This is a genomic window from Bacillus sp. BC05(2025) (genome assembly GCF_056725905.1).
In genome coordinates, this window is sequence record NZ_JBWYRA010000002.1 from 218,306 (window position 1) to 233,013 (window position 14,708).

17 protein-coding genes and 1 pseudogene are annotated in these 14,708 nt (G+C 35.9%); 2 read left to right on the forward strand and 16 right to left on the reverse strand.

Features of this window, described 5'->3' with window-relative positions; translation table 11 throughout:
* Positions 1-12: 12 nt before the first annotated feature.
* From der to ACZ76X_RS06955, 4 genes are all read right to left on the reverse strand, one after another.
* Complete coding sequence (gene der, locus ACZ76X_RS06940; protein WP_001125893.1) at positions 13-1,323, reverse strand: ribosome biogenesis GTPase Der; 1,311 nt, start codon at positions 1,321-1,323, stop codon at positions 13-15.
* Between the two features lie 124 nt (positions 1,324-1,447).
* Complete coding sequence (locus ACZ76X_RS06945; RefSeq protein WP_061677809.1) at positions 1,448-1,633, reverse strand: capping complex subunit for YIEGIA; 186 nt, start codon at positions 1,631-1,633, stop codon at positions 1,448-1,450.
* A complete protein-coding gene (locus ACZ76X_RS06950) occupies positions 1,630-2,523 on the reverse strand; it encodes a YIEGIA family protein (RefSeq protein ID WP_479850012.1) in 894 nt (297 codons plus the stop codon). The genes ACZ76X_RS06945 and ACZ76X_RS06950 overlap by 4 nt, the downstream gene beginning before the upstream one ends.
* Positions 2,516-3,127 (reverse strand): YphA family membrane protein, encoded by a 612-nt coding sequence (locus ACZ76X_RS06955; RefSeq protein ID WP_479850013.1) that lies wholly within the window; start codon positions 3,125-3,127, stop codon positions 2,516-2,518. The genes ACZ76X_RS06950 and ACZ76X_RS06955 overlap by 8 nt, the downstream gene beginning before the upstream one ends.
* Before the next feature lie 116 nt (positions 3,128-3,243).
* Between ACZ76X_RS06955 and ACZ76X_RS06960 the strand changes: the two genes are divergently transcribed.
* Positions 3,244-3,378, forward strand: coding sequence for a YpzI family protein (locus ACZ76X_RS06960; RefSeq protein WP_000513900.1), 135 nt, complete (start codon positions 3,244-3,246; stop codon positions 3,376-3,378).
* A 318-nt stretch (positions 3,379-3,696) separates the two neighbouring features.
* On the opposite strand, the gene ACZ76X_RS06965 is transcribed toward ACZ76X_RS06960, so the two are convergent.
* From ACZ76X_RS06965 to ACZ76X_RS06980, 4 genes are all read right to left on the reverse strand, one after another.
* Positions 3,697-4,746 (reverse strand): type 2 isopentenyl-diphosphate Delta-isomerase, encoded by a 1,050-nt coding sequence (locus ACZ76X_RS06965; RefSeq protein ID WP_479850014.1) that lies wholly within the window; start codon positions 4,744-4,746, stop codon positions 3,697-3,699.
* Positions 4,747-4,758: 12 nt separating this feature from the next.
* The gene (rpsA, locus tag ACZ76X_RS06970) at positions 4,759-5,907 is read right to left on the reverse strand and encodes a 30S ribosomal protein S1 (RefSeq protein ID WP_098670527.1); all 1,149 of its coding nucleotides are present in this window, start codon (positions 5,905-5,907) and stop codon (positions 4,759-4,761) included.
* Between the two features lie 333 nt (positions 5,908-6,240).
* Positions 6,241-6,918 carry a (d)CMP kinase gene (gene cmk, locus ACZ76X_RS06975; RefSeq protein WP_479850015.1) on the reverse strand — a complete coding sequence of 226 codons (678 nt, stop codon included), beginning with the start codon at positions 6,916-6,918 and terminating at the stop codon, positions 6,241-6,243.
* Positions 6,919-7,046: 128 nt separating this feature from the next.
* Entirely contained in the window at positions 7,047-7,220 is a 174-nt protein-coding gene (locus tag ACZ76X_RS06980) for a DUF5359 family protein (RefSeq protein WP_479850016.1), read from the reverse strand.
* A 179-nt stretch (positions 7,221-7,399) separates the two neighbouring features.
* On the opposite strand from ACZ76X_RS06980, the gene ansA reads away from it, so the two are divergent.
* A complete protein-coding gene (gene ansA, locus ACZ76X_RS06985) occupies positions 7,400-8,374 on the forward strand; it encodes an asparaginase (protein ID WP_479850017.1) in 975 nt (324 codons plus the stop codon).
* A gap of 37 nt (positions 8,375-8,411) precedes the next feature.
* Here the strand turns inward: ansA and ACZ76X_RS06990 are convergent, their stop codons facing one another.
* The 8 genes and pseudogenes from ACZ76X_RS06990 to ACZ76X_RS07025 form a co-directional block, all read right to left on the reverse strand.
* On the reverse strand, positions 8,412-9,392 hold the full coding sequence (locus tag ACZ76X_RS06990; protein WP_479850018.1) for a YpdA family putative bacillithiol disulfide reductase: 981 nt from the start codon (positions 9,390-9,392) through the stop codon (positions 8,412-8,414).
* Positions 9,393-9,501: 109 nt separating this feature from the next.
* Entirely contained in the window at positions 9,502-10,032 is a 531-nt protein-coding gene (locus ACZ76X_RS06995) for a peptidoglycan recognition protein family protein (RefSeq protein WP_098670532.1), read from the reverse strand.
* 79 nt (positions 10,033-10,111) lie between these two features.
* On the reverse strand, positions 10,112-10,348 hold the full coding sequence (locus tag ACZ76X_RS07000; protein WP_098670533.1) for a DUF3961 domain-containing protein: 237 nt from the start codon (positions 10,346-10,348) through the stop codon (positions 10,112-10,114).
* A 121-nt stretch (positions 10,349-10,469) separates the two neighbouring features.
* Positions 10,470-10,683 (reverse strand): annotated as a pseudogene (locus tag ACZ76X_RS07005) (hypothetical protein).
* A 79-nt stretch (positions 10,684-10,762) separates the two neighbouring features.
* Positions 10,763-12,049, reverse strand: coding sequence for an NAD-specific glutamate dehydrogenase (gene gudB / locus ACZ76X_RS07010; protein WP_479850019.1), 1,287 nt, complete (start codon positions 12,047-12,049; stop codon positions 10,763-10,765).
* 267 nt (positions 12,050-12,316) lie between these two features.
* A complete protein-coding gene (locus ACZ76X_RS07015; RefSeq protein ID WP_098670536.1) occupies positions 12,317-12,925 on the reverse strand; it encodes a genetic competence negative regulator in 609 nt (202 codons plus the stop codon).
* Between the two features lie 77 nt (positions 12,926-13,002).
* Entirely contained in the window at positions 13,003-13,878 is an 876-nt protein-coding gene (locus ACZ76X_RS07020; protein ID WP_479850020.1) for a MerR family transcriptional regulator, read from the reverse strand.
* On the reverse strand, positions 13,878-14,654 hold the full coding sequence (locus tag ACZ76X_RS07025) for a metallophosphoesterase (protein WP_479850021.1): 777 nt from the start codon (positions 14,652-14,654) through the stop codon (positions 13,878-13,880). Before ACZ76X_RS07025 ends, ACZ76X_RS07020 begins: the two co-directional genes overlap by 1 nt.
* Between the last annotated feature and the right edge of the window lie 54 nt (positions 14,655-14,708).

Here is a 14,708-nt window from a genome sequence, read left to right on the forward strand (position 1 = left end):
ACATCCTCTCCATTAGTCTCTTGCTCTAGCGATAATGTGAATCGGCGTTCCTACAAAGCCAAATGATTCACGTAAACGATTCTTTAAGAAACGCTCATATGAGAAGTGCAATAATTCCGGATCGTTTACAAACACAACAAATGTTGGTGGTTTTACTGCAACTTGTGTTGCATAGAAAATCTTCAGACGACTACCGTTATGTGTTGGCGTTGGATTCATCGCTACCGCATCCATAATTACATCATTTAATACATTCGTTTGAATACGGATACTATGGCTCTCATTTACCTCATCGATAACTGGAATTAACGTTTGTGTACGTTTTCTCGTTTTCGCAGATAAGAACACAATCGGTGCGTACTCTAAAAATTGGAAATGAGCACGGATGTTTTCTTCAAATGCTTTCATTGTTTTCTCATCTTTTTTCACTGCGTCCCATTTGTTTACAACGATAACGACAGCTCGTCCTGAATCATGAGCGTATCCAGCGATTTTTTTATCTTGTTCAATAATTCCTTCTTCACCATCTAAAACGACTAAAACAACGTCAGAACGTTCAATCGCTCTTAAGGCACGAAGTACACTATACTTTTCTGTACTTTCATACACTTTCCCTTTTTTACGCATACCAGCTGTATCGATAATTACATAATCTTTTCCGTCTTTACTATATGGTGTATCGACAGCATCACGAGTTGTTCCTGCTACATTACTAACAATTACACGCTCTTGACCAAGAAGAGCATTTACAAGTGATGATTTCCCTACGTTCGGACGCCCAATTAAAGAGAAACGAATTGTATCTTCATCATATCCGTCTTCTTCAATCTTTGGAAAATGCTGTGCAGCTTCGTCTAACAAGTCACCTAATCCTAATCCATGTGTACCTGAAATTGGGAATGGCTCACCAAATCCTAATGCATAGAAATCATAAATGTCACTGCGCATTTCCGGATTGTCCACTTTATTTACTGCAAGTACAACTGGTTTATTTGAACGATATAATATTTTGGCAACTTCTTCATCAGCTGCTGTTACACCGTCACGACCATTTGTCATAAAAATGATAACATCTGCTTCATCAATCGCTACTTCAGCTTGTTGACGAATTTGTGTCAAAAATGGCTCGTCTCCAATATCAATTCCACCTGTATCAATAATGTTAAATTCATGATTTAACCATTCTCCAGCGCTATAAATACGATCGCGCGTTACACCTGGAATATCTTCTACTATTGAAACTCTCTCTCCAACAATTCTATTGAAAATAGTAGATTTCCCTACGTTCGGGCGGCCTACTATTGCTATTACTGGTTTCGGCATATACTTTCATCCTTTCAACTTGCTTCTGTTTATTATGTAAAAAACCCTTCTTTGTGCAAGAAGGGATTTGCATTCCAGAATATTTCTCAACGTATCAAAACACCTCACATTATAACACACGTTGCTAATGTTTCACAATAATATATACATTCTCTTGTAAGCGATGCGCAATACCGTCTAAAATTGCTTCTAAATTATTTGCAACAAATTCTAATTCCTCTGTCGACTCACAAGTAAACAAAGGGGCACCACCAGCAAACTTCTCCGGCGCTGTTGTAATAACCGCTAAAATTACGCTTTCTAACATCATCTCTTATCTCCCCTTCCTTTTGGGGCTTCCGATGACATATGAACAGCGCTTTCTAACGTCGGCACGTTCCCTATGACACCTATCGCTTTCTCTGCATCTTGATCTTGTGGCAAAACAAAGATTCCAACCCTACCATCCTCTAAATCCCGCTTCGCTAACGGTACAAGCGCCGGCGTACCGGAATCTCTATAAATCCCTAAAGCAACAGAAACATCATGTAAAATAGCCTGTCGTTGTCCTAAGTTGGAGATTGTCACCATCGCATCAATTGTTTTCGGCTTTAAAATAAAACCCATTCCATATTTCATAATTTCCTCTTGCCTTGCTGGCAATCCAATATTCATAATGTAAATATTATCAATATATAGCCCTGCTCCTTCAAAACGAAGTGGAACATGTTCTATATCAACAAGATCATGCAACCTTCTGCCAGACATTAATTTTTTCGCAATAAAAAATGCGATGATTGCCATAATTACTCCAGCAATCCATGAACGGAACCCTATATACGCAAACGTCGTCACAAACGACGTTAACATCGCCAAATAGTTGCGACTTTCAAAAACTAATGCAATTCCTTCAATGTATGTATTCCCACGCGGTACGAGCTCATAACCATCTAATTGTTGCAATGTATTTCTTTCCATATTGCGCACATCACGAAACTGTGTTGCTGCCAACGTAAGAAACGTAATGGCAGAAAAATCTTTTTTCAAAATGGACGGAATTGCAATTGCTCCTAAAGCGGCTGCAATTAATCCCATCGCAATATGAATAATTTTCCCATGGAGTCTTGTTGGATATTGCCGTGTATCCGTCCGGAGCATTAGCACTCTCGTTACTGTCCCTGCTATTACGCCGCATAAAATGGCCGGTGTATATTCAATCATGTATTACCCTCGCCTTTCTTTTACGTGTTTTTCTCTTGAACTGTTCCGTATATACTGATGCTTTTGCAATCCAAAACAAAATTGCCATGAAAAATGTAGCAACGGCGACGATATCAAAAAACGCTAAACTTCCGTAATTATAAGGGAAATGTAGTTTCCGAAAAATAAGTGTCACTAACAATTCACCCTGCAACATCCCTATATAAAGAGAACATAATCGTAATATGCGGTCCTCGTGTAATAAAACCGAAGCATACACAAGAGCGCTGCTTAGCAAAAACACCCTGTCCACCACAATCCAAATTGGATCATATACTTCTAACAAATGAAAACTTGTATATAACATTGCAATAATAAGTGCCGAAAGTAAGCTATATAATTTTTTCCAAATAGAATAAAGCGTGATTCCTACAAAAGCGATAATACAAAGCAAAAGTGCATTTACTGATACCGTGAATGAAGCAATCGTTACATGTAACGGAGAGCAAATAATAAAAATCAATATACAGGCGCTTATCTTCCACCGAATAGAGTCCTTTTTCATAAAAAAAGTTACGACAATCCACCCTATCCAAGCTATAAAATAAAAAATACTCCCTTCCATCATTTCACCTCCTATGTTTTCCATTATGGGAACTTTTTATGAAAGTTAATCCACTTTCTTCGCGCATAGTTTTTTCATATAACAGCAACACTTTTAATAAGGAGGTGCTATTCATTATGGGTAAAGATCGTCAAGAACGAAAACTAAGAGAATCACGCCGTGTTGAATCTGACCGTGACCAATCACTACAATATCCAGGGGCTACTGGACTGGATACACCAGAGCAAGCTCGTAAGCAGAATCAGCACTAATGAATACAAAAAGACGGTTTCGATATTGTACGAAACCGTCTTTTACATATTTTTTTATTTTTTATATTTATATCGAAATAACATTTCCTATACAAACCTTTTTACGCTTTATTTTTATCCACGCCCTTTTCTTTTGACGCAATTTAACTTCCTTCAATAATTCAATAGCACATTATTTACATTTTTCAGTCGCAACTTTCAGAAGATACTGTTTATATATAGGAATATTTTCATTTTTTTAGGATATCAATTTCATTCCTCGCTTTATATTACTAAAACGAATAGAAAACAAAAAAAACCAACCAAACGGTTGATTTTTTATCTTCTACTATAATGCGTCGTATCAACACCACGCTGCGTTAACCAATGATATGTTTCGCCCTTTACAACAAGAGGTACAGCCTGTAACTCTTCTATCGTCTTCGCGCCAAGAGCTGTCATAATAAATTTCAAATCTGTATGTAGAAGATCAATTTCATCCACTAACTTCTCGATACCATCTTGTATTAAAATACGTAAAAAGTAACCAGCAAACGCAGTTGTATTCGCCCCTAATGCGATTGCTTTCGCCACGTCAAGCGCTGTTTGTATACCCCCAGATGCAATAAAAGAGAGGTTATTTTTTGTAGAGGTTGCTTCAATAATCGAGGTAACTGTTTGTATGCCCCAGTTATTAAAATAAGCAAGCATTCGCTGTCTTCTTTCATTTTCAACAGCAGCAAAATTCGTACCACCTTGTCCGCCAATATCAATTGCCGTTACACCTACGCTCGCTAACTGTTGCATTGTTTCCTTACTCATCCCAAATCCAACTTCTTTCACAATGACAGGAACTTTACTATTTAAAACAATTTTCTCGATGCGCTGAAGTACACCAGTAAAGTCACGGTCTCCTTCTGGCATCGTTAACTCTTGTATGACATTTAAATGAATTTGCAATGCATTCGCTTCAATCATATCAACAGCACGCTCTGCCTGTTCGATAGTTGCCTCACTACCTAAATTAGCAAAGAAAATACCATTTGGATTTACCTTTCTGATAATTTTATAAGAAGCAGCCTCACTTTCATCTTTTAACGCTGCCATTTGCGAGCCTACAGCCATAGCAAGGTTATGATGTTTCGCTACATATGCTAATTGCTCATTAATATGTAACGTTTTCTCTCCTCCACCACCAGTCATCGCATTGATAAAAATCGGCGAACTTAGTGAAAGTTCGCCGATTTTTGTTTCACATGTTATTGTTTCATAATTTGAATTTGGCAAGCTTTGATGCACAAAATCAATATCATGAAAGCCATGCGTACGAGACTGACCAGTAGAAAGAGCGTATTCAATATGATCTAATTTACGTTTTGCCCTTACCACTTGTACCCCTCTTTATTTCTTTAATTTTTTCAGTTGCTCACCAATAATATCACTTAATTGGAAAGTAGCAGAATCAGCATTTGGTTCATACTGACTGTAATCTTCAGTTACATTATTTTCCTCAAGCGCTTCTTTTATACTTAAAGAAATACGTTTCTCTGCTACATGGACTTCAAGCACTTTCACTTTCACTTCTTGTCCCATTTCTAATACTTCATTTGGATTTTTCACGTGACGATTTGCAATTTGAGATACGTGCACAAGACCTTCAACGCCAGGTAAAACTTCTACGAATGCACCGAATGTAACAAGACGTTTTACGACCCCTTCACGAATATCTCCAGCTTTTAGTTCGCCAGCAACATTTTCCCAAGGTCCTGGTTGAGCTGCTTTAATTGATAAAGAAATACGTTGTGTATCAGCATCAACAGATAACACCTTAACCTTTACCTTTTGACCTTGCTCCAATACTTCAGAAGGTTGCTCTACACGTTCGTGTGAAATTTGCGAAATATGAACTAAACCGTCCACACCACCAACATTAACAAACGCGCCAAAATCAGTTAATCGTTGTACTGTCCCTTCAACAACGTCTCCTTCTTTTAATGAAGAAATCGCTTCTTTTTTCTTAGAGTCTAGTTCTAACTCTACTACTGCTTTATGTGAAAGGATTACACGATTTTTTTCGCGGTCTAATTCAACAATTTTCACAGCTAACGTTTTACCTTTATAGTCAGTAAAATCTTCTACATAATGTACTTCTACAAGTGAAGCTGGGATAAAACCACGAACACCAAGGTCCACAACTAATCCACCATTCACAATATCTTTTACAGTAACATCAAACACATGACCAGAAGTGAATTTCTCTTGTAATTCTACCCATGCTTTTTCTGCATCAACAGCACGTTTAGATAAGACAAGATCATCTTCTTCTAATTTAATAACCTTTAATTCTAGTGTTTGATCTAATTCTACAACATCGCTTGCTTTTTCAATATGAACGTTAGCTAATTCACTAATTGGAATTACGCCATCTGTTTTGTATCCAACATTTACAAGCACTTGTTTCTCTTCAACTTTCGTTACAGAACCTGTAACAACGTCACCAACTTGTAATTCTTTTGAATCCATAACTTCTTCATTCATTTTCTCTACCATGGAAATACCTCCCTACAGAATTGACAAAGCATTTTTTATGTATATACGAAATGAAAACAATTGTTTTCATTTGCATGTTTAAGAATTTATCATCACATACTCAGGTTTCATACATTTCACTAGAAAATATATTAAACCTATATAAATAGTATACAGCAAAATCATCTTGAAGAAAGTATGTTTTGAAATATAATAGCGAATATATTCTGAAAGTTTCATCTCTCTTTTACTAACTTCTTACAAATCCGATCATTTGTCAAGGAAAGAGACTCACAATTCACGTATCCTTTACATTTCTATAGAAACAAAAAAGAAAGAGGCTATCCCCTTTCTTTATTTTGCAAACACCCCTGAAACAATACTCATAATCTTTTGGACAACTTCCTCAATTGATAAAGAAGTTGTATCTAATTCCAATGCATCATCAGCCTTTTTGAGAGGAGAAACTTCGCGTTCTGAATCTAATTTATCACGCTGAGCGATTTCTTCTTTTAACTGCTCTAAATTAGAATCGAAACCTTTATTCATATTTTCTAAATGTCTTCTTTCGGCTCTTTCTTCAACAGAAGCAAGCATAAAGATTTTCACTTCAGCATCTGGTAACACATGTGTACCAATATCACGACCATCCATTACAACGCCGCCTTTTTCTGCTAACTCTTGTTGACGACGTACCATTTCTTCACGAACAAGGCGATGTTTTGCCACAATCGATACTCGATTCGTAACCTCTGGTGTACGAATCACTTCCGATACATCTTGTCCATTTAAAAATACAAGTTGTGTATCTTCTCCTTGTTGAAACTCAATTTTCACATTTTTTACAACTTCCATTAACTGCTCTTCATTTTCAATGTCCACTTTTTGCTCAAGGGCTGCATATGTAATCGTACGGTACATTGCACCTGTATCAATATAAACGTAAGAAAGCTTCTTCGCTACAACTTTCGCAACTGTACTTTTTCCAGCAGCTGCTGGACCATCTATAGCAATTGAAATTTGTTTATCCATTGTAACACCTCATTTTTTCACTTATAAAACAAAACGAAAAGCAGGTATTCTCCTGCTTCTTCTCATTTGCTTCACGTCATTAAATCCTCAATTATTGTAGCATAATCCTTCATAGAAGAAAATGAAAACTACCTATTCACCTGTAAGATTTCTACTTTGTTTTTTACCATAACACCTTCATAATAAACAATTTTAGATAAATATTTCACTGACGACTTATGTATAAATAACAGTTGCACAACAGAAAGACAAATGAATTGTATTATCAATATACGAATAAGAATTCTTTCTATCTTTTTCAACGTAATGCTCCCTCCTATACTATATTTGCACATTTCGGTTCGTGATTTTATACATCGCTCATATAGCAGTTAATTTTATTGTCATTTTCGGGGCATAGTTTTATACATTTCCATTGTCGAATTTACTCAAAACATGTTATGTTCTAAATGTATTTTTTTACTTGAAAGGGGTATAAGCATTGAAAAGAATCCTAGTTTTACACACAGGTGGAACAATTGCAATGGAGGAAGACAAAGAAACTGGGGTCGTACAACCAGGTGAAAAAAATCCTCTTTTAAAATTCATTCCTGATTTAGAAGGCGATGTTGATTTAATCGTTGAAGATGTGTTCCATCTACCATCTCCTCATATGACACCGAGCGAAATGTTACAGTTACAAGTCATCATTGATGAAAGAGTAAAACAAGACAACATTCATGGCGTAGTCATTACGCATGGTACGGATACATTAGAAGAAACTGCCTATTTCTTAGATTTAACAGTACAGGCCACTATCCCGATCGTTGTGACAGGTGCAATGCGCTCTAGCAATGAATTAGGTGCTGACGGTCTATATAACTTCTTATCGGCTGTAAAAGTCGCTAGCAGTAATGAAGCTGCTGAAAAAGGTGTGTTAGTCGTATTAAACGACGAAATTCATTGCGCTACAAATGTAACGAAAACACATACAAGTAATGTAGCAACATTCCAAAGTCCACAATACGGACCAATTGGTATGGTAACAAAACGTGGTGTTGTATTCCACCATGCTTTAGTACATCACGAAACATATTCAGTAAATAAGATTTCTAAAAATGTAGTCGTTCTAAAAGCGTACGCTGGTATGGACGATACATTGTTAGCAGCAATTGAAAATCTTCCAGTAGACGGGATTGTTATCGAAGCACTTGGACAAGGTAATTTACCTCCACGAACACTTCCTAGTCTAGAACGATTAATAAACAAAGGTATTCCTGTCGTATTAGTTTCTCGTTGTTTCAACGGCATTGTTCAAGATGTATATTCATATGAGGGTGGCGGCAAACAATTAAAAGATATGGGGATTGTATTCACATACGGTTTAAATGCTCAAAAAGCACGCATTAAATTATTAGTTGCATTAGAAAATACAAATTCTCATGAAACAATCCAAAATATGTTTATGCACGATTAAAAAAGAAGCTGTCGAAGTTTACTTCGACAGCTTCTTTTTACATTTCTCTTGTTGCAATGGTTTGTGCAATCGCATCTCCATGAAATCGACCGTTCTCAATAAATATTTCATTTGCATTATTTCCAGCAGCAATTACACCTGCAATGAAAATATTTTCAGCGTTCGTTTCCATTGTATCCTCTGCATAAATCGGACGTCCTGTTTCTGCATCAATCCGAACACCCATCTTCGTTAAGAAACTATGATCAGGATGGTAACCCGTCATCGCAAACACAAAATCATTTTGGATTGTAAATGCCTCGCCCTCAACTGTATACGTTAACGTATGTTCAGTAATTTCTTTCACACGAGCCCCGAAATGCATGTGAATTGTGCCGTTTCGTACTAATGCCTCAAACTCCGGCAAAATCCACGGCTTTATACTCGGTGAATACTCACTTCCGCGATATAGTACCGTTACACGCGCACCAGCTTTAACAAGTTCTAACGCAGCATCTACACTCGAGTTTTTTCCACCTATAACTACTACATCTCGATCAAAATAAGGATGTCCCTCTTTAAAATAGTGAGCTACTTTTTCTAATTCCTCACCTGGAACATTCATATAATTTGGATTATCATAATATCCAGTTGCTACAACAACATATTTCGCTATATATATTTCTTTACTTCCATCACGTTTTGTTGTTTCAACATGAAAAACTTTTCCATCTTTTTGAACGTTCTCCACTCGTTCAAAAGCATTTACACGTACAGATTTACGCTTTACTACTTCACGATAATACGCAAGCGCTTGATTTCGAACAGGCTTACGATTTTCTGTAATAAAAGCTACATCACCAATTTCTAATTTTTCACTAGAAGAGAAAAATGTTTGATGAGTTGGATAATTATAAATCGCATTTACAATGTTTCCTTTTTCAATTACTAACGGATTTATCCCTACCTTTTGCAACGAAATTGCCGCTGCTAATCCGCACGGACCGCCTCCAATTATGATAGCTATTTCTTTCTGCATACCTGGTTCACTCCTAGTCTTTTACCAATACACTATTTATAAAAACAAGAAAAAACCTACTTACAGCAGTAGGCACCTATCTTTATTGTATTCATTTTTCATATATTTGTCATCTAAACGAAACGTACATCCGATAGACATCTGCTAAAAACTGCTGAAATTTAATACCTTGTTTCCCTAATACGTTTTCAGGATCAATCTTTCTAGCTGGGTCAAGTGTTTTATGTGATACGATAGCTTTTTTCGGATTCAAGCCGAAGTTTTGACATAAATACGCATGATACCACGTAAAACGGGTATATGCTTCCCAAAAGTTAACATCGCCGCCATAACAAAGTTCAACTCCAATGGCAGCCTTATTGGCATCATAACCATATAAGTCATTATCTGTTGGCACACCATATCGAACATGGTAGGCAACTTCATTTATGGGGATAATTTCTAATATTGTTTTATCATCTATAAATGTATGTGCCGAAGCTTTCGGTTGTATTTCATTAAAATAATCCCGATTCCCGATCGCATTGCTACCAGGGTTCCCCGTATCATGACTTACAATAAACCTTACTTTAGAAAGAGGAATTCCCGGTCGCGAACTTCCATACCCAATATAGTTACGCTCTATAGGAAACATTGCCATTACTACCAACTCCCACTTCAGAAGATTACTTTACTTCTTTATATATGTATTCGGTAGCAATGTCCTTATCGCATATTTCTTACGCAAAGAGAAAATCGAAAATATTTGATGTGAATACCATAAATAACAAAATACTTACAGCAACTCCATAAAAACCGTAAAACCAAATACAATCTTCTTTCGTATCTAAACCGAAAAATTTATTTACTGATTGTAATAATGTGCCGCGCTTACTTTGTTTGTTTCTTAATACTTCCACTCGTTCTACAACATCCGCTGGCATCATAAATCTTTGGTCTACTGTCATTTTCATCATTTATCTCTCCTTAAAATCATTTCCGTTTTGTTTATCTAAGGAAAGTATAGCACGTTTGTTCGTGCAGAACAAGCGTTCTTTTCTTTTTTATTTTTATTTTTTATTTTTTATTTTTTATTTTTTATTTTTCAGCAAACCAAGTAAGAATCGAGATTACAAAGGCGATAATCGGCCCTAATACAACCGCACCAAATATTAAAAACAGCAGTCCTTCCCCCGAACACTCGAACGATACTTGTTTTTTCGACTTTCGTCGTTCTCTCGAGTTCTCCCTCTAACCTCTTAACCTTTTCTTCTAATTGTTCTACTCGTCGTTCCATCATTTCATTTTCCATATACAACACCTCACTTTAATACTTCAACAAAAAAAACGTGATTCCCTTGAAAGGAATCACGTTTTCTCACGTTATAATATTATACCCAACCTCTGAAACGACTTGCTTCAGCCATTTTGCGAACACCGACCATGTACGCTGCTAAGCGCATGTTCACTTTACGAACTTGTGCTGTTTCGTAAATAGAATCAAATGATTTTACCATTACTTTTTCTAAACGTTGTTCTACTTCTTCTTCAGTCCAGTAGTAACCTTGGTTGTTTTGTACCCACTCAAAGTAAGATACCGTTACACCACCAGCACTCGCTAATACGTCTGGAACAAGTAAAATACCGCGATCAGTTAAAATTTTAGTTGCTTCTAATGTTGTCGGGCCATTTGCAGCTTCAACAACGATTTTCGCTTTAATATTATTAGCATTTTCTTCTGTAATTTGGTTCTCAATTGCAGCTGGAACTAAAATGTCGCAATCAATTTCTAACAATTCTTTGTTTGAAATTGTATTATTAAATAATTTCGTTACTGTACCGAAGCTATCACGACGGTCTAATAAATAATCAATATCTAATCCGTTTGGATCATGCAATGCACCGTAAGCATCTGAGATTGCAATAACTTTCGCACCTGCATCATGCATAAATTTAGCTAAGAAGCTACCAGCATTACCGAATCCTTGAACAACAACGCGTGCACCTTTAATATCAATGTCGCGTTTTTTTGCAGCTTCACGAATACAAATTGTTACACCTTTCGCCGTTGCTGTTTCACGTCCATGTGATCCACCTAATACAAGTGGTTTACCTGTAATAAATCCTGGTGAGTTAAATTCATCAATACGGCTATACTCATCCATCATCCACGCCATAATTTGAGAGTTTGTGAATACATCTGGAGCTGGAATATCTTTCGTCGGTCCTACGATTTGGCTAATTGCTCGTACATAACCGCGGCTTAATCTTTCTAACTCACGGAATGACATTTCACGTGGGTCACAGATAATTCCACCTTTACCTCCACCATATGGTAAATCAACGATACCACACTTTAAACTCATCCAGATTGAAAGTGCTTTCACTTCATTTTCTGTTACATTTGGATGGAAGCGAATTCCACCTTTCGTTGGACCAACAGCATCATTATGTTGTGCACGATATCCTGTAAATATTTTAACAGTCCCGTCATCCATACGAACTGGTATTTTCACTGTCATCATACGAACTGGTTCTTTTAATAATTCATATACTTCGTTTGGATAACCCAATTTTTCTAACGCTTCACTGATAACAATTTGTGTCGAATTCAATAGTTCAAAATGTTGTTCCCTTTGTTGTTGTGTTTTTGTTTGAGTTCCCTTTTCGGCTACCATAGTAAGTAAACCCCCTGTAATTTCACTTGTTTAGTAAACCTTCATTGCCTAGTATACACCGTTAAATTTGGAATGCAATAGAAAACGCTAACAAATATATACAAACTATTTTATATTGCAAGCGTTTTCACTATCATTATAGTCCTTTTATCGCTTTTAGAAAAGTAAAATACTTAAATATTTAAATATTTTTTATTTTACTTATACACAGCCCTTTGAACTGATACATTTAAACAAAATAAAAAACAAAACCTTAGCTTTGTTTTATTAGCTAAGGTTTTGTTTTTTCACAAAGTAATTGTGTATTTGTTCAATTGCTTGAGAATCCATTAATTCTTTACCATACTCCATTAGGCGATAAATAGTTGCTGTAGACGGATTACCATATTCCGCTAAAATAGCTATAAAATCCGCCTTCAGTAATTGAATTTGCTCTTCTTCTTCCATCCAAAGATAGAAACGCCCATCCCACGTATATAATTTTCCGCCAGTTACATCAAGGTTATATAAACGATTCGACAGGTTAATTACGTCATCTAGTGTAGCAAACTCATACAGTATATGTTCGCTTTCATCTAGAGTCACTTGCATTTCAATAAACTCGTCACGGAACTCATCATCTGTATCGACTTCTTGATGTTCTTTCGTTACAATTACGACCATTCCTTGCGCTTGTAGAGAAAATACTTCAACTGCAATCGGGCCATCCGCTTCAAATCCTAATTCCTTATTTGCTTCTTGCATCATATCACGAAATAATTGCTGTACTTTCGGTGCATTTCTCCACAAATCTTCTTTCGTTAATCCTCGTTCAGATAAATCATCAAATGTTAAGAAAATTTTTATTTTATTGTAATTTAATCGTTCCAGCCTCATCTCATACCCTCCCTACGTAACCAATGAATATAATTTTTATTATATGAAATAGAAAATAGATGGTTCTTTTCGAACAACTATTCTAACATTTTTAACCAATCATCCCATTCTTCTTTCGTATCACCAATTAGGTTTTTTTGAATGTTCAACTGATCTCGAGCACTTATTTCTCCTATAAACCAAACAGAAAAGTTCTCATTTTTTTCTTGTAACAAATTCACATTGTTCATCGCGTTCTTAAGTTCTCGTCCATCATCAAGAGAGACTACTACATATGTAGGTTGTATTTGCTCAACAGCTAACAAAATACGTTCTTCCGCTAAGCTCGACCTAATATATATCACCTCATATCCTTTTAATCGTAAATACGTTGAGAAAACAAACCCTCTCAACATATTATTTTCTAACACGACTACTTTGTGTATAGAAGAAAATGATGATGCATTATGATACACCATCCCAAGACGAGTTTGTAAAAATGATACGACATATTGGAATTGCACCATTGTAACTTCATTGTTATTTTTTAACGTTAACAATTTATTTGACACTCGAAGAACAATACTTGCTATAACTTTTTCTGTTGCATAAATACTAAAAGCCTCGTTTAACAATGCAGAAGTTGTAATTTCATCAAATTTTAACAAAGCTTGTAGCAAATCGTCCACTAAAACAACTTCTCTATCGTAATGTAGTTCTTTTTGAACATCACTCTGCAAACGATTCCCTTCTAATAATTGAACTGCTTGTCCAATCATCATGCCGGAAGAAACCTTGTCCATTAACCATTTCAAAATTTGAATATGCTCTTCTGTATATAATCGATGTCCCGCATGATTCCGCTTTGGGGCAATCATTTGATATCGTCTTTCCCATGCCCGAAGCGTACTCGGCTGAATTCCAATTATTTTCGAAACAGCTTTTATGTTATATTTTCCGTTTAGAGTTGGCATCATTTCCCTCCCTGTAACGTAATAATATGCGTTTGAGCAGGTGCTCGGAAACGAAGTGGAATCAACGTTGTTCCATAGCCATTACTAACAAAAAGAGTCGCATTCGCATGCTTATATACGCCACCTTTTAAATGTTTTTTAGATGGGAATAATCGAATTTGTCCTCCATGTGTATGTCCACTTAACACAAGTGAAATTTGTTCTTTTCCAGACATTTTATTTATTATATCAGGGTTGTGGCTAATTAATATGCGAAACCCCTCTTCTTTACAATCAGCCAACGCTAAATCTAAACGATCACGTTTCAATCCAACATCATCTACACCAAGTAAACAAATTTTCTCTCCTAATTCAGACTCAAATACAACTCTTGTATTATCTAAAACTTTCACATGATTTTCTAATAACAACGCATCTAATTCATGGTATTCAATCTCATAATCATTATTTCCCCATACAAAGTATACAGGAGCTATCGCTCTTAACTTTTGTATATTTGCAGAGATTTGCGATAAAGGGACACCTTTTTCCGCTAAATCACCACCTATAATTACAAGATCTACTTTTCCTTTTACTTGTTCAATTAACGAATTTGAAATGAGCCTTCTATGAATATCAGATATAAAAAATACATTTACCTTTTGAAAACCTTCCGGAAACTCTTCAAATACTAAAGTATGTTCCAACACAGTATCACGCATTGCTTCTCTATACATGACAAGAAGAAATATAATACCAATACATATGAGAGTACTTAATAAGATAATCCATATCATATATTTTTACTCCCCTCCTCATAAAGATAATCCTCAGTTTTTATAGTAAGTGTT